The 16921-nt window shown below is 72.0% G+C and carries 15 protein-coding genes; 4 read left to right on the forward strand and 11 right to left on the reverse strand.

Annotated elements, in window-relative coordinates; all coding sequences use genetic code 11:
* The first annotated feature begins 64 nt into the window (after positions 1 to 64).
* Positions 65 to 358: a tetratricopeptide repeat protein gene (locus ACFVVX_RS30785; RefSeq protein WP_387950486.1), complete on the forward strand. Its 294-nt coding sequence runs from the start codon at positions 65 to 67 to the stop codon at positions 356 to 358.
* 143 nt (positions 359 to 501) lie between these two features.
* On the opposite strand, the gene rpsD is transcribed toward ACFVVX_RS30785, so the two are convergent.
* The 4 genes from rpsD to ppk2 all read right to left on the reverse strand — a co-directional run bounded on the left by rpsD (position 502) and on the right by ppk2 (position 4443).
* Positions 502 to 1116, reverse strand: a complete 615-nt coding sequence (rpsD, locus tag ACFVVX_RS30790) for a 30S ribosomal protein S4 (protein WP_063346792.1) — start codon at positions 1114 to 1116, stop codon at positions 502 to 504.
* Positions 1117 to 1484: 368 nt separating this feature from the next.
* Positions 1485 to 2834 (reverse strand): replication-associated recombination protein A, encoded by a 1350-nt coding sequence (locus ACFVVX_RS30795; protein ID WP_387950375.1) that lies wholly within the window; start codon positions 2832 to 2834, stop codon positions 1485 to 1487.
* A gap of 47 nt (positions 2835 to 2881) precedes the next feature.
* Complete coding sequence (locus ACFVVX_RS30800; RefSeq protein WP_387950377.1) at positions 2882 to 3496, reverse strand: hypothetical protein; 615 nt, start codon at positions 3494 to 3496, stop codon at positions 2882 to 2884.
* Between the two features lie 119 nt (positions 3497 to 3615).
* Complete coding sequence (gene ppk2 / locus ACFVVX_RS30805; protein ID WP_387950379.1) at positions 3616 to 4443, reverse strand: polyphosphate kinase 2; 828 nt, start codon at positions 4441 to 4443, stop codon at positions 3616 to 3618.
* Between the two features lie 209 nt (positions 4444 to 4652).
* Here ppk2 and ACFVVX_RS30810 point away from each other — a divergent pair, with 209 nt between their 5' ends.
* Positions 4653 to 5594 (forward strand): LysR family transcriptional regulator, encoded by a 942-nt coding sequence (locus tag ACFVVX_RS30810; RefSeq protein WP_387950381.1) that lies wholly within the window; start codon positions 4653 to 4655, stop codon positions 5592 to 5594.
* Here the strand turns inward: ACFVVX_RS30810 and ACFVVX_RS30815 are convergent.
* The 4 genes from ACFVVX_RS30815 to ACFVVX_RS30830 all read right to left on the reverse strand — a co-directional run bounded on the left by ACFVVX_RS30815 (position 5591) and on the right by ACFVVX_RS30830 (position 9958).
* Entirely contained in the window at positions 5591 to 6097 is a 507-nt protein-coding gene (locus ACFVVX_RS30815; RefSeq protein WP_387950383.1) for a GNAT family N-acetyltransferase, read from the reverse strand. The two genes, ACFVVX_RS30810 and ACFVVX_RS30815, sit on opposite strands and share 4 nt — an antisense overlap.
* Positions 6098 to 6189: 92 nt before the next feature.
* Positions 6190 to 7980: an aspartate--tRNA ligase gene (aspS, locus tag ACFVVX_RS30820; RefSeq protein ID WP_387950385.1), complete on the reverse strand. Its 1791-nt coding sequence runs from the start codon at positions 7978 to 7980 to the stop codon at positions 6190 to 6192.
* A complete protein-coding gene (gene hisS, locus ACFVVX_RS30825) occupies positions 7977 to 9239 on the reverse strand; it encodes a histidine--tRNA ligase (RefSeq protein WP_387950387.1) in 1263 nt (420 codons plus the stop codon). Before hisS ends, aspS begins: the two co-directional genes overlap by 4 nt.
* Before the next feature lie 11 nt (positions 9240 to 9250).
* Positions 9251 to 9958, reverse strand: coding sequence for an MBL fold metallo-hydrolase (locus ACFVVX_RS30830; protein WP_387950389.1), 708 nt, complete (start codon positions 9956 to 9958; stop codon positions 9251 to 9253).
* A gap of 276 nt (positions 9959 to 10234) precedes the next feature.
* Between ACFVVX_RS30830 and ACFVVX_RS30835 the strand changes: the two genes are divergently transcribed.
* Both ACFVVX_RS30835 and ACFVVX_RS30840 read left to right on the forward strand, forming a co-directional pair.
* On the forward strand, positions 10235 to 11071 hold the full coding sequence (locus ACFVVX_RS30835; RefSeq protein WP_387950390.1) for a peptidylprolyl isomerase: 837 nt from the start codon (positions 10235 to 10237) through the stop codon (positions 11069 to 11071).
* Between the two features lie 262 nt (positions 11072 to 11333).
* Complete coding sequence (locus tag ACFVVX_RS30840) at positions 11334 to 12563, forward strand: DUF349 domain-containing protein (RefSeq protein WP_387950392.1); 1230 nt, start codon at positions 11334 to 11336, stop codon at positions 12561 to 12563.
* Positions 12564 to 12633: 70 nt separating this feature from the next.
* On the opposite strand, the gene ACFVVX_RS30845 is transcribed toward ACFVVX_RS30840, so the two are convergent.
* The 3 genes from ACFVVX_RS30845 to secF all read right to left on the reverse strand — a co-directional run bounded on the left by ACFVVX_RS30845 (position 12634) and on the right by secF (position 16919).
* Positions 12634 to 15135: a RelA/SpoT family protein gene (locus ACFVVX_RS30845; RefSeq protein ID WP_387950394.1), complete on the reverse strand. Its 2502-nt coding sequence runs from the start codon at positions 15133 to 15135 to the stop codon at positions 12634 to 12636.
* A 95-nt stretch (positions 15136 to 15230) separates the two neighbouring features.
* Complete coding sequence (locus ACFVVX_RS30850; protein ID WP_387950396.1) at positions 15231 to 15782, reverse strand: adenine phosphoribosyltransferase; 552 nt, start codon at positions 15780 to 15782, stop codon at positions 15231 to 15233.
* Between the two features lie 24 nt (positions 15783 to 15806).
* Positions 15807 to 16919, reverse strand: coding sequence for a protein translocase subunit SecF (gene secF / locus ACFVVX_RS30855; RefSeq protein ID WP_387950397.1), 1113 nt, complete (start codon positions 16917 to 16919; stop codon positions 15807 to 15809).
* Positions 16920 to 16921 lie beyond the last annotated feature (2 nt).

The following is a 16921-nucleotide window of genomic DNA, read 5'->3' on the forward strand; positions in this document are numbered from 1 at the left end:
GAGGGGGCGAGCACCACCGAAAGGAGCCACCGTGGCCAGCTACAGCACCGCCGACGAGTACCGCATGGCGACGTTCTACTTCGACTCCAAGGCCTACGCGGACGCCGCCCGCATGCTGGAGGGCGTCCTCGCCGAGGAGCCGGCCAACCTCTCCGTGCGGCTGCTGCTGGCCCGGAGCTACTACCACTCCGCCCAGCTCTCCCGGGCCGAGGCCGAGCTGCGCCGGATCCTGGACGCCGACCCGGCCGAGGCCTACGCGCGGCTGATGCTCGGCCGCACCCTGGAGCGCCGGGGCCGCGCCGAGGAGGCCCGCCCGCACCTGCGGCTGGCCGCCGCGATGACCGGCGAGAGCGCGTAGCCCGCCGGGCCGCACCGGCTGTGGCGGTGCACCGGCTGCAACCGGCGCACCGCGCACAGGCCGCACCGGGAAAAGGGGCGAGCCCCCGCCGCCTCGAAAGGCGGCGGGGGCTCGCTGGGTACCGCAGGTGAACCGCTCGCGGGTCAGCGCGAGTAGTACTCGACGACGAGCTGCTCGTCGCAGATCACCGGGACCTCCTTGCGCTGCGGCGCGCGGTCCAGGCGGAAGGCCAGGGCCTTCAGGTTGACCTCGAGGTACTTCGGGGTCTGGCCCTCGCCCGCGTAGCCACCCTCACGGGCGACCTGGAACGGGACCTTCTCCTTGCTGCGCTCGCGGACGGTCACCACGAAGCCCGGCTTCATCTGGTACGACGGCTTGTTGACCTTGCCACCGTTGACCTCGATGTGGCCGTGGACGACCATCTGGCGGGCCTGGTAGATGGTGCGGGCAATGCCCGAACGCAGCACCAGGGAGTCCAGACGGGTCTCCAGCTCGGCGACGAGCGCCTCACCGGTCTTGCCCTCGGCCTTCTTCGCGCGGTCGAACGCGCGCGCCATCTGCTTCTCGCTCAGGTCGTACTGGGCGCGCAGACGCTGCTTCTCGAGCAGACGGACCTTGTAGTCCGAGTTCTGCTTGCGGCCACGGCCGTGCTGGCCGGGCGGGTACGGGCGGGCCTCGAAGTACTTGACGGACTTCGGGGTCAGCGGCACGCCGAGCGCACGCGCGATCTTGACCTTGGGACGCTTCTGGTTCGCCATGAACCAAACCTTCCTTGCTTACGAATACGGCTTCACCAGGTGTTGACGGAGGTCGCTCCTCGCGGTCCGGAGAATAACCGCACCACCCGAGGGTGGACCGGTCAGCCGCTCTCCGAGGCCGGGCACGGAAGTGCTTGCACACGAGTGGCCCACCGAACCGGGGTTGGTGGGCTGCACGCGACACCGAAACGGTGCGCGACGCTCCTCAGGGCTCCCCGAAGGGGGCCCGCGGCCGGTGTCCCGCTGGTGTGGCCGGTCGGCTGGGTCTCCCCTGCCGCCGTCCCGGGACATGGCACTCCGCACGAGTATACGCGCTGCTCTTCACCCACTCGCCCCGGGCCTCCAACGCGCCCGCCCGACCCTGGCGGTCACTCGCCCCTGAGCCGCCCCCTGGTCCACTCCACGATGTCCGCGTACCGGGCCTCCCCGCCGTGCCGGGTCGGCCGGTAGTACGCCTTGCCGTGCACCGCGTCCGGCGCGTACTGCTGCGCGGCGATGCCCTCCGGCAGGTCGTGCGGGTACTGGTAGCCCTGGCCGTGGCCGAGCTTGCCCGCGCCGCCGTAGTGCGCGTCCCGCAGGTGCGGCGGCACCGCGCCCGCCAGGCCCTGCCGGACGTCCGCCAGCGCCGCGTCGATCGCCAGGTAGGCGGCGTTGGACTTGGGTGCCAGCGCCAGCGCGATCGCCGCCTGGGAGAGGATGATCCGCGCCTCGGGGAAGCCGATCAGCGCCACCGCCTGCGCCGCCGCCACCGCCGTGGGCAGCGCCGTCGGGTCGGCCAGGCCGACGTCCTCGCTGGCCGAGATCATCAGCCGCCGGGCGATGAACCTCGGGTCCTCCCCCGCCTCGATCATCCGGGCCAGGTAGTGCAGGGTGGCGTCCACGTCGCTGCCGCGGATCGACTTGATCAGCGCGCTGGCCACGTCGTAGTGCTGGTCGCCGTCCTTGTCGTAGCGCACCGCGGCCTGGTTGACGGCCGTCTCGGTGGTGGCCAGCGTGATGACGGCCTCGTCCTTCTCCAGCGCCGCCCCGGCCGCCGCCTCCAGCGTGGTCAGCGCCCGCCGGGCGTCCCCGCCGGCCAGCCGCACCAGGTGGTCCTCGGCCTCCTCGGACAGCTCCAGCGCGCCCTCCAGGCCGCGCTCGTCGGCCACCGCGCGGCGCAGCAGGGCGCGGACGTCGTCGTCGGTCAGCGACTCCAGGGTGAGCAGCAGCGAGCGCGACAGCAGCGGGGAGATCACCGAGAAGTAGGGGTTCTCGGTGGTCGCCGCAATCAGGGTGACCCAGCGGTTCTCCACCGCGGGCAGCAGGGAGTCCTGCTGGGCCTTGGAGAAGCGGTGGATCTCGTCCAGGAAGAGCACCGTCTCCCGGCCGCTCATCCCGACGGCCCGGCGGGCGCCGTCGATGACCGCCCGCACCTCCTTGACCCCGGCGGTGATCGCGGACAGCTCGACGAAGCGGCCCTCGACGGCCTGGCTGATCACGTGGGCGAGGGTGGTCTTCCCGGTGCCGGGCGGGCCCCAGAGGATCACCGAGCTGGTCGCCGCCGGGCCGCGCGAGCCCGAGACGAGGCGGCGCAGCGGCGAGCCGGGCTTCAGCAGCTGCCGCTGGCCGGCCACCTCGTCCAGGGTGCGCGGGCGCATCCGCACGGCGAGCGGGGCCCGCCCCGGCTCCTTGGCCTGGCGTTCCTCGGCGGCGGCGGTGAAGAGGTCCGGTTCGTCCACACCGGAAGCCTATGCGAGGGCGCCGACAGGCCCGCCCGCCGCAGCCGTCACGGCTGGCGCGGAAGGTCCAGCAGGACGACCTCGAACTCCTCCAGCGAGCGCAGGGTCGCCGCGCCGGCGGCCACGGCCTTCGCCCGGGCCTGCGCCAGCGGGCCGCGGGAGGCCGCCAGGGCCGCCTTGTCGGCGAAGAGCAGGCCCACCGCGCCGCGCTCGTCCTCGGAGTTGAGCAGCATGGAGCCGCCGAGGAACCCGTCGACCCGCTGCATCGCGGGCAGCACCCCCTCGCGGAAGGCGGCGGCCGCCCGGTCGGTCTGCGACCGGCCGATGTCGAACCTGGTCAGCCGGAACCAGGCGCCCGGAGGGGCCTGGACGGGACGGGCGGCGACCACGGCCTCCCAGGCGTCCTGGGCGACCGTCCCCCCGAACGGCGCGAGCAGCTCCGACCTCCGCTCGCGCAGCCGCGCGTCGCTGTCCCGTTCCGCCTGCCCGCTCTCCCACCAGGAGCCCATGGTGATGATGCCGAGCTCCCGGTTGGCGAACAGCCCGTAGCCCCGGTAGCCGGGTTGGCCGGTGAGCAGCCCGACCGCCTCGGCGCGGAACCCGTCGAGGGTCCGGTCGAGCCTGGCCGGGTCACCGGTCGCGTAGACGGTGCGGACGAACATGGGCGGGTCTCCTGACGCTCGGCGGGCGCCGCGACGGGCGCCCGCGCCTTCGTGGGCACGTCCATCGCACGCCCGGACCGCGCCACCGGCAACGCCGCGGGGCCGTTCGGAGGTGTCCGCTACCCGAGCCCCGCCGCGTGGTCGGGCACGTAGCTCTGCAGGTCGCGCGGGGGCCGCTGGTAGCCGCGGGGCTCCGGGCGGGACGGCAGGTCGATGGCCGGCGGGACGACCTCGTGGTACGGGACGGTGGAGAGCAGGTGGGCGATCATGTTGATCCGGGCCCGGCGCTTGTCGTCGCTCTCCACCACGTGCCACGGCGAGTCCGGGACGTCGGTGTGGATGAACATCTCGTCCTTGGCCCGCGAGTAGTCCTCCCAGCGGCTGATCGACTCGACGTCCATCGGGGAGAGCTTCCAGCGCCGCATCGGATCCTCCAGCCGGGCCCGGAAGCGCCGCTCCTGCTCGGTGTCGCTGACCGAGAACCAGTACTTGCGCAGCAGGATGCCCGCCTCGATCAGCATCCGCTCGAAGGTCGGGCACTGGTGCAGGAACTGCCAGTACTCCTCGGATGTGCAGAAGCCCATCACCTTCTCGACGCCGGCCCGGTTGTACCAGCTGCGGTCGAACAGCACGATCTCCCCGGCCGCCGGCAGCTGCTCCACGTACCGCTGGAAGTACCACTGGGTGCGCTGGCGCTCGGTGGGGGTGGGCAGGGCCGCGACCCGGGCGATGCGCGGGTTCAGGTACTCGGTGACCCGCTTGATCGCGCCGCCCTTGCCGGCCGCGTCGCGCCCCTCGAAGACGACCACCAGCCGGGCGCCCTCGGCGCGCACCCATTCCTGGAGCTTCACCAGTTCGTTCTGGAGCCGCAGCAGCTCCCGCTCGTACGGCTTCCTCGCCAGTCGCTCCGACGCGGCGGGATCCTCGTGCTGGGCCTTGGCTGCCACCTGGGCGCCTCCGTTCGGCTCGTCCTGATGAGCACTCACGGTAGGCGCTGCGGACGGCCCGCGCAGGTCGTGGGCGTCAGCGCGGCACCGGCGGCCCCCTGAACCGCCGCTGCCGCGCTCCCCCGATGCGCCCGGCCCTGGGGCCGAGTGATCAACCTTGGCCCAGACCTGCCCGACCGGTCCAATATCCCGTTCCATAACCTAGGGGCATGGATGTCGACACCCGGCTGCTGCGCAGCTTCGTCATGGTCTGCGAGGAGGGTCAGCTGACGGCCGCGGCGGCGCGGCTGTTCGTCTCCCAGCCGACGCTGACCAAGCAGATCCGCCAGCTGGAGGCGCTGCTCGGGGCCGAGCTGTTCGAGCGCTCGCGCCGGGGCATGACGCCGACCCCCGCCGGGCAGGCGCTGGCCGAGCGCGCCGGCGTCCTGCTGGCGGGCTGGGAGGACGCGCTGCGGGCCGCCCGGGCCGCGGCCGCCGAGCAGGGCTCGACGCTGCGGGTGGGCTTCGAGGGCGGGATCATCAACCTGATGAGCCGGCAGACGGTCGTGGACTTCTCCCGGCGGATGCCCGGCTGGCAGGTCGAGCTGCGGCAGAACAACTGGTTCGACCCGACCTCGGGCCTGGCCACCGGGGAGATCGACCTGACGCTCTGGCACGCCCCGCCGTGGCTGGCGGAGCAGTACAACGTGGCCCTGCTCGGGGAGGAGCCGCGGTGCGCGGCGCTGCCGGCCGGGCACCGGCTGGCCGGCCGCGCGGTGATCGACTTCGAGGAGCTGCTGGACGAGCCCTTCGTGGCGATCCCGCACGAGTCCGGCCACTGGCGCGACTACTGGCTGGCGGCGCAGGAGCGGGGCGGGCGGCCGGCGCGGATCGGCGCGGTGGCGCACAACGCCGACGAGTGGCTGGCCGCGGTGGTGTGCGGCCAGGGCATCGGCTTCGCCCCGGTGACGATGAGCCGGCTGGCGGCGCGGGAGGGTGTCGCGTACCGGCCGGTGCGGGGACTGAGCCCGAGCCAGGTCGGGCTGTACTGGCCGAAGGAGCGGGCGTCGACGCCGGCGATGGCCGCGTTCGTGCGCAGCTGCCGGGCCACGGTCGCGTTCGGCGCCGGTCGGGCCGAGCGGGACCAGGGGACGCTCCGGACCTCGGTCTAGACCGTTTCGAAGGGCTCCGGGTACTGGCAGAGCCCGCGCGGGCCCCCGTCGTAGGCGGGCAGCACGAGCGCCTGGAAGTAGGCCTCGGGCACCTCGAACGGGCCGGTGACCTCGTGCCGCCGGGCGGGGAGGAAGCCGAACCGGCCGTAGTAGTCCGGGTCCCCGAGGACGATGACCAGCTTCTCCCCGGCCTCCTCGGCGGCGGACAGCGCGGCCCGGACGACCAGCTCCCCGACGCCCTTGCGCTGCCACTCGGGGGCGACCGCGACGGGCGCGAGCGCGAGGCCCTGGCCGTCGCCGACCTGCAGCCGGGTGAGCAGGGCGTGGCCGACCACCAGTCCGGAGCCGTCCACCGCGACCACCGACAGGCCGGGCAGCCAGGCCGGGTCGCGGCGCAGCGCGTCGACCAGGTCCGCCTCGTCCGGGCCGGGGAAGGCCGCCATGTGGACCCGTCTGGTGGCGGGCGCGTCCTCGGGACACTCGACTCTGGTAGTGACCTTCATGGGGGATCCCTCTCTGTGTCGCACACCGTTGTGGACCGGCCCCGGACGGCAGGTGCACCGTCCGGGGCCGTGAAAGGTTAGCCGATCCGGCGTCAGTCCTTGGGCTGGGCCTCGGACTTGGCGTCCTCGCGGACCTTCGGCTGGGCGTCCACGCCGGCCTCGCGGCGCTGCGCGGGGGTGATCGGGGTGGGGGCGCCGGTCAGCGGGTCGCCGCCGGTGGACGTCTTCGGGAAGGCGATGACGTCCCGGATGGTGTCGTACCCGCCGAGCAGCGTGACGATCCGGTCGAGGCCGAAGGCGACCCCGCCGTGCGGCGGCGGGCCGTAGTTGAAGGCGTCCAGCAGGAAGCCGAACTGCGAGGCGGCCTCCTCCTCGGACAGGCCGATCGCGTCGAACGCCCGCTTCTGCACGTCGCGCTGGTGGATACGGATCGAACCGCCGCCCAGCTCCGAGCCGTTGAGGACCAGGTCGTAGGCGTTGGAGAGCGCCGCGCCCGGGTCGGTGTCGAAGGTGTCGAGCGACTCGGCGGTCGGGGCGGTGAACGGGTGGTGCACCGCGTGCCAGCCCTGGAACTGGCCCTTGTCGTCCTCGATCGGCTCGAACATCGGGAAGTCGACGACCCAGAGGAAGGCCCACTGGGAGGCGTCGATCAGCTCGCAGCGGCGGCCGATCTCCAGGCGGGCGGCGCCGAGCAGCTCCTGCGAGGGGCGCTCCCTGCCGGCCGCGAAGAAGATCGCGTCGCCGTTCTTGGCGCCGGCCGCGGCGGCCAGGCCGGCCAGGTGCTCCTCGGAGAGGTTCTTGGCGACGGGGCCGCGCAGCTCGCCGGTCTCGGCGTCGATGACGACGTAGGCGAGGCCGCGGGCGCCGCGCGCCTTGGCCCAGTCCTGCCAGGCGTCGAGCGCCTTGCGGGGCTGCGAGGCGCCGCCCGGCATGACCACGGCGCCGACGTACGGGGCCTGGAAGACGCGGAACTCGGTGCCCTTGAAGTACTCGGTGAGGTCGGTGAGTTCCTGTCCGAAGCGGACGTCCGGCTTGTCGGAGCCGTAGCGGGACATGGCGTCCGCGTAGGTCATCCGGGGCAGCGGGTTCGGGATCTCGTAGCCGTGCACCTCGCGCCAGATCGAGCCGATGATCTTCTCGCCGAGGGCCAGGATGTCCTCCTGGTCGACGAACGAGGCCTCGATGTCCAGCTGGGTGAACTCCGGCTGCCGGTCGGCGCGGAAGTCCTCGTCGCGGAAGCAGCGGGCGATCTGGTAGTAGCGCTCCATGCCGGCCACCATCAGCAGCTGCTTGAACAGCTGGGGCGACTGCGGCAGGGCGTACCAGTGACCGGGCTGCAGGCGGACCGGGACGAGGAAGTCGCGGGCGCCCTCGGGGGTGGAGCGGGTGAGGTACGGCGTCTCGATGTCGAGGTAGTCGTTGTCCTCCATCACCCGGCGGATGATGTTGTTGACCTTGGAGCGCAGCCGCAGGCCCTTGGCCGGGCCCTCGCGGCGCAGGTCCAGGTAGCGGTAGCGCAGCCGGACCTCCTCGTTCACCGTGCCGGGCTCGTACTCGGCGACCGGGAACGGCAGCGGGGCGGCCTCGGAGAGCACCTCGATCTCGCTGACCACGACCTCGACCGCGCCGGTCGGGATGTCCGGGTTCTCGTTGCCCTCGGGGCGCACGCGGACGTCGCCGACGACCTTGACGCAGTACTCGGCGCGCAGGCCGTGCACCGAGTCGAGGTCGCGGACCACGATCTGCACGGTGCCGGAGGCGTCGCGCAGGTCGATGAACGCCACGCCGCCGTGGTCTCGGCGGCGGGCGACCCAGCCGGCCAGGGTGACGGTCGTTCCGGCCTGCTCCGCGCGGAGCGTGCCCGCGTCGTGCGTGCGGATCACAGCTGCTTCTCCTTCAGGGTGGTGACGAGTGCTTCGAGTTCGACGGGGGTCTGCTCGCCCGTGGTCAGGTCCTTGACCTGGACGACACCGGCGGCGAGATCCCGCTCCCCGGCGAGGACGGCGAAGCGGGCACCGGAACGGTCGGCGGACTTCATGGCGTTCTTGATGCCCTTGACGCCGAAGGCGAGGTCGGTGGCGACGCCGGCCCGGCGCAGCTCGACCACCTTGGCGAAGAGGACGTTCTTGGCTTCGTCGCTCAGCGCGACGGCGTACACGGAGGTGGCGGCCGGCAGGTCGAGGACGATGCCCTCGGCCTCCATCGCCAGGAAGGTGCGGTCCACGCCGAGGGCCCAGCCGACGGACGGCAGCGCCGGGCCGCCGATCATCTCGGAGAGGCCGTCGTAGCGGCCGCCGCCGCCGATCGCGGACTGCGCGCCGAGGCCGTTGTGCACGAACTCGAAGGTGGTGCGGGTGTAGTAGTCCAGCCCGCGGACCAGCTTGGGGTCGTCGGTGAAGGCCACGCCGTTGGCGGTGAGCAGCTCGCGGACCTTCTCGTCGTAGGCCTTGCACTCCTCGCAGAGGAAGTCGCGCAGCATCGGCGCGCCGCCGAGCTGGGCCTGCACCGACTCGCGCTTGTCGTCCAGCACGCGCAGCGGGTTGATCTCGGCCCGGCGGCGGGTGTCCTCGTCCAGGTCGAGGCCGGCCAGGAACTCGACCAGCGCCGCGCGGTAGACCGGGCGGCACTGCTTGTCGCCGAGGCTGTTGAGCAGCAGCGAGTAGTCGCGCACGCCCAGCGAGCGGAAGGCGTCGTCGGCCAGGATGATCAGCTCGGCGTCCAGCGCCGGGTCCTCCGCGCCGATCGCCTCGGCGCCGACCTGCGAGAACTGGCGGTAGCGGCCCTTCTGCGCCCGCTCGTAGCGGTAGTACGAGCCGGAGTACCAGAGCTTGACCGGCAGGTTGCCCTGCTTGTGCAGGTTGGCCTGGAGCGCGGCGCGCAGCACCGAGGCGGTGCCCTCGGGGCGCAGCGCGAGCTCGTCGCCGCCCTTGGTGGTGAGGCTGTACATCTCCTTGCTGACGATGTCGGTCGACTCGCCGACACCGCGGGAGAACAGCTTGACGTCCTCGAAGACCGGGGTCTCGATGTAGCCGTAGCCGGCCCTGCGGGCGGGCGCGGCGATCGCCTCGCGGATCGCCAGGAAGGTCGCCGAGCTCGGCGGCAGCAGGTCGTAGGTGCCCTTGGGGGCGGTGAAGGTGCTCAACTTCTCTTCCGTCACATTCCTCGTCGCGGGAAGGCCGGAGCGCCGAGCGCTCCCGCCGCCTGCCTGAGGTAGGGGTTGGTGGCGCGCTCACGGCCGATGGTCGTCTGTCCGCCGTGGCCGGAGAGGACCACGGTCGTGTCGTCGAGGGGCAGGCACACCCGGGCCAGCGACTGCATGATCGCCTCGCTGTCCCCGCCCGGGAGGTCCGTACGCCCGATGGAGCCGGCGAAGAGCAGGTCGCCCGAGAAGAGCACCGGGGGGAGGTCCTCGGCACCGGGCGTCCTGAACGTCACCGACCCCTTGGTATGGCCGGGCGCGTGGTCGACGGTGAGCTTCAGGCCGGCCAGCTCCAGCACGCTGCCGTCGGTGAGCTCGCGCACGTCGTCGGGTTCGCCGACGGTGAGCTCGCCCATCAGCTGGGTGCCGAGCGAGCGGCCGAGCGCCTTCTCCGGGTCGGCCATCATGTAGCGGTCCTCGGGGTGGATCCAGGCCGGGACGCCCTTGGCGCCGCAGACCGGGACGACCGAGGCGATGTGGTCGATGTGGCCGTGGGTGAGCACGACCGCGACGGGCTTCAGCCGGTGCTCGCGGATCAGCTCGTCGACGCCCTGCGCGGCCTGGTGGCCGGGGTCGACGATGACACACTCCTCGCCGGGTCCCGGTGCGACCAGGTAGCAGTTGGTGCCCCAGGCTCCAGCGGGGAATCCGGCGATGAACACGCGCGTCCTCGGTGACTCGGTCGACAGTGGCGGCTACAGCATGCGGCTACACGATGTGATGTAAACGCAGCCTACCGGCGGTCCGGGTCCGGTTGCGAACCAGATCCGCCTGACAGGTTCACTTCGTCCTGACAGGTTCACCCCGTTCTTACGGCGTCGGTCCCTACACTTGGCCGCCGATGGATGCGATGATCCGCATCAGCATCCGCACCCGCCCTCCTCGCCCGCCATCGGGCGGGAGGGGACGACAAGCACCCATGTAGGAGACACGGCCCGGTGGTCACCAGCGAACAGCGGCGGCGGCAGCTCGCCCGCGAGAAGTACGAGCGCCAGGCCGAGCGCCGGGCCGAGGCGCAGGCCGCGCGCAGGCGCCGCAACACGATCCTCGGGGCCTCGCTCGCCGTGGTCGTGCTGGCGGGCGGCGGCGCGCTGGTGGGGACGGGCGCCTTCGACTCGGACGACAAGAAGGACTCCGCGGCCGGCGCGCAGGCCGCACCGACCCCCACCGGCGCCCCCACCGCACCGACCCGCAAGGCGGTCGACGGCTGCGCCGCCCCCGCGCCGGGTGCGCCCAACGGCAAGCAGTGGCAGGCCGAGCCGGCCATGGCGGTGGATGCGGCCGGGTCGTACACGGCGACGCTGGACACCAACTGCGGCAAGGTGACCATCGCCCTGGACACGGCCAAGGCGCCGCACACGGTGAACTCCTTCGCCTTCCTCTCCGGCGAGCAGTACTTCGACCACACCAAGTGCCACCGCCTGACCACCGGCGGGATCTTCGTGCTGCAGTGCGGCGACCCGACGGCCAGCGCGACCGTCAAGGGCGGCACCGGCGGCCCGGGCTACAAGTTCGCCGACGAGAACCTCACCGGCGCGACCTACCCGGCCGGCACCGTGGCGATGGCCAACTCCGGCCCCGGGACCAACGGAAGCCAGTTCTTCCTGGTCTACAAGGACACCAAGCTGGACCCGGCGTACACCCCGTTCGGCAAGATCACCGGCGGCCTGGACGTGCTGCAGAAGATCGCCGCCGCGGGCACCCTGGACGGCGGGACGGACGGCCCCCCGATGGCCGACTTCACCCTCAACACGGTGACCACCGCGAAGGGTTGAGCAGGACCGGGGCCGGGCCGGCGTCGCCGTGGGGCGGCCCCGGGCCCGGCCCCGGGGCGAAATCGCCCGGCTCGGATGCGGACAGCACCGGGCCTGGTCGCCTATGTTGGCGTTGTATAGGGTGCCCAGACCCGCCGGCCGTCACCCTCGGCAGCACAGCACGGCGGACGGGACGGCGGACTCATCGGTCCGCCGCACATCAACTGTGGACGACGTACGCGTGCGCCCCGGCGCGGGCGCGACGTCATGTGGAGGACGCGCTATGAGCAGCGACCCGTGGGGCCGTGTCGACGAGCAGGGCACGGTCTACGTCAGGACGGCCGACGGCGAACGCGTCGTGGGTTCCTGGCAGGCCGGCTCGCCCGAGGAGGCCCTCGCCTACTTCGAGCGCAAGTACCAGGGCATCGAGGTGGAGATCGGCCTGCTGGAGAAGCGGGTGCGCACCACCGACCTGGCCGCCAAGGACGCCCAGACCGCGCTGGAGCACCTGCGCGCGCAGGTGGCCGAGGGGCACGCGGTGGGGGACCTGGACGCGCTGGCCAAGCGGCTGGACACGCTCGCCGGTGAGATCGAGAGCCGTCGCGAGGAGCGCAAGGCGGCCCGCGCCAAGGCGCAGGACGAGACCCGCACGGCCAAGGAGTCGCTGGTCGCGGAGGCCGAGCGGCTCGCCGAGTCCACCCAGTGGCGGGAGGCCGGGGACCGGCTGCGCGCGCTGGTGGACACCTGGAAGGGCCTGCCCCGGCTGGACCGCAAGAGCGACGACGAGCTGTGGCACCGCTTCTCGCACGCCCGCTCGGTCTTCTCCAAGCACCGCAAGGCGCACTTCGCGACCCTGGACGCCGAGCGCGACCAGGCCCGCGCCGTCAAGGAGCAGCTGGTCACCGAGGCGGAGGCGCTCTCCTCCTCCACCGAGTGGGGTGACACCGCGGCCCGCTACCGCGACCTGATGGGCCGCTGGAAGGCCGCCGGGCGCGCCCAGCGCGACATCGAGGACGAGCTGTGGGCGCGGTTCCGCGGCGCGCAGGACGTCTTCTTCCAGGCCCGCTCCGCGGTGTTCAGCGAGCGGGACGCCGAGCAGGTCGAGAACCAGAAGCTCAAGGAGGTGCTGGCGACCGAGGCCGAGGCGATCCTGCCGATCACCGACCTGAAGGCCGCCAAGGCCGCCCTGCGCGAGATCAACGAGCGCTGGGAGGCGATCGGGCACGTGCCGCGCGACGCCCGTCCGAAGCTGGACGGCCGGCTGAACACGGTCGAGCGGGCGATCCGCGAGGCCGAGGACAGCGAGTGGAAGCGCTCGAACCCGGAGGCCAAGGCCCGTGCGGCCGGCATGGTCGGCCTCTTCCAGGCCAAGGCCGAGAAGATCCAGGCCGACCTGGACAAGGCCCGCGCGGCCGGCAACGCGAGCAAGGCCGCCAAGCTGGAGTCCGAGCTGGCCGGCGTGCAGACCCTGCTGGAGCAGGCGCACCGCAGCCAGGAGGAGTTCACCGGCTGATCCACTGCCGCCGGAACCGGCGAAGGGCCCCACCGCCGAGGCGGTGGGGCCCTTCGTCGTGCCGGTACCGCTACTTGCGGGCCGAGGTGACCCGGTAGACGTCGTACACGCCCTCGACGCCGCGGACGGCCTTCAGGACGTGGCCGAGGTGCTTCGGGTCGCCCATCTCGAAGGTGAAGCGGCTCATCGCGACCCGGTCGCGGGAGGTCTGCACCGCCGCCGACAGGATGTTGACGTGCTGGTCGGAGAGCACCCGGGTGACGTCCGAGAGCAGCCGCGAGCGGTCCAGCGCCTCGACCTGGATGGCCACCAGGAACACGGAGGACTGGGTGGCCGCCCACTCGACCTCGATCATCCGCTCCGGCTGCTGGCTGAGCGCCTCGACGTTGACGCAGTCGGCGCGGTGCACCGAGACGCCGTTGCCGCGGGTGACGAAGCCGACGATCGGGTCGCCCGGCACCGGGGTGCAGCAGCGGGAGAGCTTGACCCAGACGTCCTCGACGCCCTTGACGATGACACCCGGGTCGCCCTTGGCCCGGCGGCGGACCGCCCGGCGGGTGTCGTGCGTCGGGGTGGCGGTCTCCGCGAGGTCCTCGGTGGCCCCCTCCTCGCCGCCGAGCGCCTGCACCAGCTTCTGCACGATGTTCTGCGCGGCGACGTGGCCCTCGCCGATCGCCGCGTACAGCGAGGAGATGTCCGGGTAGCGCATCTCGTGGGCCAGGGTGACCAGCGAGTCACCGGTCAGGATCCGCTGGATCGGCAGGCCCTGCTTGCGCATCGCGCGGGCGATGGCCTCCTTGCCGTGCTCGATCGCCTCCTCGCGGCGCTCCTTGGAGAACCAGGCGCGGATCTTGTTGCGGGCGCGCGGCGACTTGACGAAGCCCAGCCAGTCCCGGGAGGGTCCGGCGTTCTCCGCCTTGGAGGTGAAGACCTCGACGCTGTCGCCGTTCTCCAGGGTCGACTCCAGCGGCACCAGCCGCCCGTTCACCCGGGCCCCTATGCAGCGGTAGCCGACCTCGGTGTGGACGGCGAAGGCGAAGTCCACCGGGGTGGCGCCGGCCGGCAGCGCTATGACGTCGCCCTTGGGGGTGAAGACGAAGACCTCGTTGTTGGAGAGGTCGAAGCGCAGCGACTCCAGGAACTCGCTCGGGTCCTCGGTCTCCTTCTGCCAGTCCAGCAGCTGCCGCAGCCAGGCCATCTCGTTGACGGCGCCGGCCTTGTCGTCCTTGCGGGTCTGGGTCGGGGTGTCGGTGCGCACCTTGGAGGCGCCGGCCACCGCGCGCTGCTTGTACTTCCAGTGCGCGGCGATGCCGTACTCGGCCCGGCGGTGCATGTCGAAGGTGCGGATCTGCAGCTCGACGGGCTTGCCGCCCGGACCGATCACCGTGGTGTGCAGCGACTGGTACATGTTGAACTTGGGCATCGCGATGTAGTCCTTGAACCGCCCCGGCACCGGGTTCCACCGCGCGTGGATGGTGCCCAGCGCCGCGTAGCAGTCGCGGACGGTGTCGACCAGGACCCGGATGCCCACCAGGTCGTAGATCTCGGCGAAGTCCCGGCCCCGGACGATCATCTTCTGGTAGACCGAGTAGTAGTGCTTCGGCCGGCCGGTGACGGAGGCGGTGATCCGGGCGCCGCGCAGGTCGCCCTGGACCTGGTCGATGACGGTCGCCAGGTACTCGTCCCGCTTCGGCGCGCGCTCGGCGACCAGGCGGACGATCTCGTCGTACATCTTGGGGTAGAGGATCGCGAAGGCGAGGTCCTCCAGCTCCCACTTGATGGTGTTCATCCCCAGCCGGTGGGCCAGCGGGGCGTAGATCTCCAGCGTCTCGCGGGCCTTCTTCTCCTGCTTCTCCCGCTTGAGGTAGCGCATGGTGCGCATGTTGTGCAGGCGGTCGGCCAGCTTGATCACCAGGACGCGCGGGTCCTTGGCCATCGCGACGACCATCTTGCGGACGGTCTCGGCCTGCGCGGCCTCGCCGAACTTGACCCGGTCCAGCTTGGTGACGCCGTCGACCAGCAGGGCCACCGAGTCGCCGAAGTCCTTGCGCAGGGTCTCCAGGCCGTAGTCGGTGTCCTCGACGGTGTCGTGCAGCAGCCCCGCCATCAGCGTCGCGGCGTCCATGCCCAGCTCCGCCAGGATGGTCGCGACCGCCAGCGGGTGGGTGATGTAGGGGTCGCCGCTCTTGCGCTTCTGGCCGCGGTGCCACTTCTCGGCGACCGCGTAGGCCTTCTCGATCTCCCGCAGCAGGACCGGGTCGGCCTTGGGGTCGTTGGCCCGGATGGAGCGGAAGAGCGGCTCCAGGACGGGGTTGAGCACGCTGGAGCGCTGACCGCCGAGGCGGGCCAGGCGGGCGCGCATGCCTCCGGAGGAGGAGGGCCGGGTGGCCGGAGCCACCGGACGCGAGGAGGTCGGCGCCGGGCGTGCCGGGGTGGCCCCCGAGGGCGTGGGACGGTCTTCGGGGGCGGCCGCTGCGGCCGTGGGCACAACCTCGTCGGGCAAGGACACTCCTCGGGGCACCGGGCCTGCCCCTGGCACCGGTCGCACAACCGGGAGGGGATGAATCTTCATGGTACCGAGCCGGGCGCTCCGGTGTTCAGCCGCCCGGGTCCGGACACGCGGAGGGCGGCGGTCGGATGATCCGACCGCCGCCCTCCGTCCGGTGCTCAGACCGTGACCAGCGTCTCCAGCGGAGCGTCGCCCAGGTGCCCGGCCAGCCGCGCGCGGCCGTCCAGGAAGCCCAGCTCCATCAGGACCACGACGCCCGCCAGCTCGGCGCCGGCCTCCTTCACCAGGTCCAGCGAGGCACCGATCGTGCCGCCGGTCGCCAGGACGTCGTCCACCACCAGCACCCGCTCACCCGGCGCGAAGGCATCGCACTGCACCTCCAGCGTCGCCGAGCCGTACTCCAGCTCGTACGAGCGCCGGAACACCTCGCCGGGCAGCTTGCCCGGCTTGCGGATCGGCACGAAGCCGAGCCCGGCCGCGAAGGCCGCCGGGGCCGCCAGCACGAAGCCGCGCGCCTCCAGGCCCACCACCTTGGTCGCGCCCAGGGCCCGCGCCCGGTCCGCCAGCGCCTGGACGAGGGCCGTGAAGGCCTCGGCATCGGCCAGCAGCGGCGCGATGTCCTTGAACAGCACACCCTGCTTCGGGTAGTCCGGGACGTCCCGGATGCGGCTGTTCAGCAGCTCGGCCAGTGCGGTGTCGGCGGTGGTCACAAGGGGTCCTCTACGGTCGGGCGGTCAGCGCTTGTTGGACGGACGGCCCTTGGCACGCGAGGTGCCGGCCGCACGGCCACGCTGACCGACCATACCCGCGGGCAGGTCCTCGTCGGCGAACTCCTCGCCCTGCGGCGTCTCGCCCGAGCCGCCCTCGGCGGCCGCCTTGGCGTCCGCCGCACGGCGCTGCGCGACCCGCTTGGCCAGTGCCTTCATCTCCGGCTGCTCCTCCTTGAGCTGCGCCAGCAGCGGGGTGGCGACGCAGATCGAGGAGTAGGCACCGGCGGCGAGGCCGATGAACAGCGCGAGCGAGATGTCGTTCAGGGTGCCGGCACCCAGGATGCCGCCACCGATGAACAGCAGCGCCGCCACCGGGAGCAGGGCGACCACCGTGGTGTTCAGCGAGCGCACCAGGGTCTGGTTGAGACCCGCGTTGGCGGCCTCGCTGTAGGTGATCTTGTTCTGCTTGGTGAGCCCCTTGGTGTTCTCCTTCACGGTGTCGAAGACGACCACCGTGTCGTAGAGCGAGTACCCGAGGATCGTCAGGAAGCCGATCACCGTACCGGGGGTGACCTCGAAGCCCACCAGGGCGTACACGCCGATGGTGATCAGGAGGTCGTGGATGAGGGCGACCAGGGCGGCCACCGCCATCCGCCACTCGAAGGCGATCGCCAGGTAGATCGTCACCAGGATCATGAAGATGATCAGGCCGGTGAGCGCCTTGTGGGAGATCTGCTCACCCCAGCTGGGACCGATCACCTGGGTGTCGATCTCGGCGACGGGGACGCCGATCTCCTTGGACAGCTTGTCCGTGAAGACCGACGAGGAGACCTGCTCCTCGGAGCTGATCTGGATGCGGATCTTCTCGCCGCCGTCCACCGACTGCACCAGGGGGTGCGAGTGGACGATCTTGTCCACCGCGTCCTGCGCCTGCGAGATCGACAGCCCCGGCTTGGCGACCGTGTAGACCGAGCCGCCCTTGAACTCGATGCCGAGTTTCAGGCCCATGGCCAGACCGATCGCCGCGACCAGCACGATCACACCGGAGATGCTGTACCAGAGCTTGCGGCGCCCGACGAAGTCGAAGCTGACCTCGCCCTGGTAGAGCCGGTGGCCCAGATTGGAGAAGCGTGACACGG

Source organism: Kitasatospora sp. NPDC058170 (genome assembly GCF_042883905.1).
GTDB lineage: Bacteria > Actinomycetota > Actinomycetes > Streptomycetales > Streptomycetaceae > Kitasatospora.

Bases quoted from the DNA above. Each gene is read 5' to 3' on its own strand.
- ACFVVX_RS30815 (WP_387950383.1), bottom strand. From the start codon at position 6,097: ATGAAGGTCACTACCAGAGTCGAGTGTCCCGAGGACGCGCCCGCCACC.
- ACFVVX_RS30785 (WP_387950486.1), top strand. From the start codon at position 65: ATGGCGACGTTCTACTTCGACTCCAAGGCCTACGCGGACGCCGCCCGC.
- ACFVVX_RS30840 (WP_387950392.1), top strand. From the start codon at position 11,334: ATGAGCAGCGACCCGTGGGGCCGTGTCGACGAGCAGGGCACGGTCTAC.
- ACFVVX_RS30810 (WP_387950381.1), top strand. From the start codon at position 4,653: ATGGATGTCGACACCCGGCTGCTGCGCAGCTTCGTCATGGTCTGCGAG.
- rpsD (WP_063346792.1), bottom strand. From the start codon at position 1,116: ATGGCGAACCAGAAGCGTCCCAAGGTCAAGATCGCGCGTGCGCTCGGC.
- ACFVVX_RS30845 (WP_387950394.1), bottom strand. From the start codon at position 15,135: ATGAAGATTCATCCCCTCCCGGTTGTGCGACCGGTGCCAGGGGCAGGC.
- ACFVVX_RS30800 (WP_387950377.1), bottom strand. From the start codon at position 3,496: ATGTTCGTCCGCACCGTCTACGCGACCGGTGACCCGGCCAGGCTCGAC.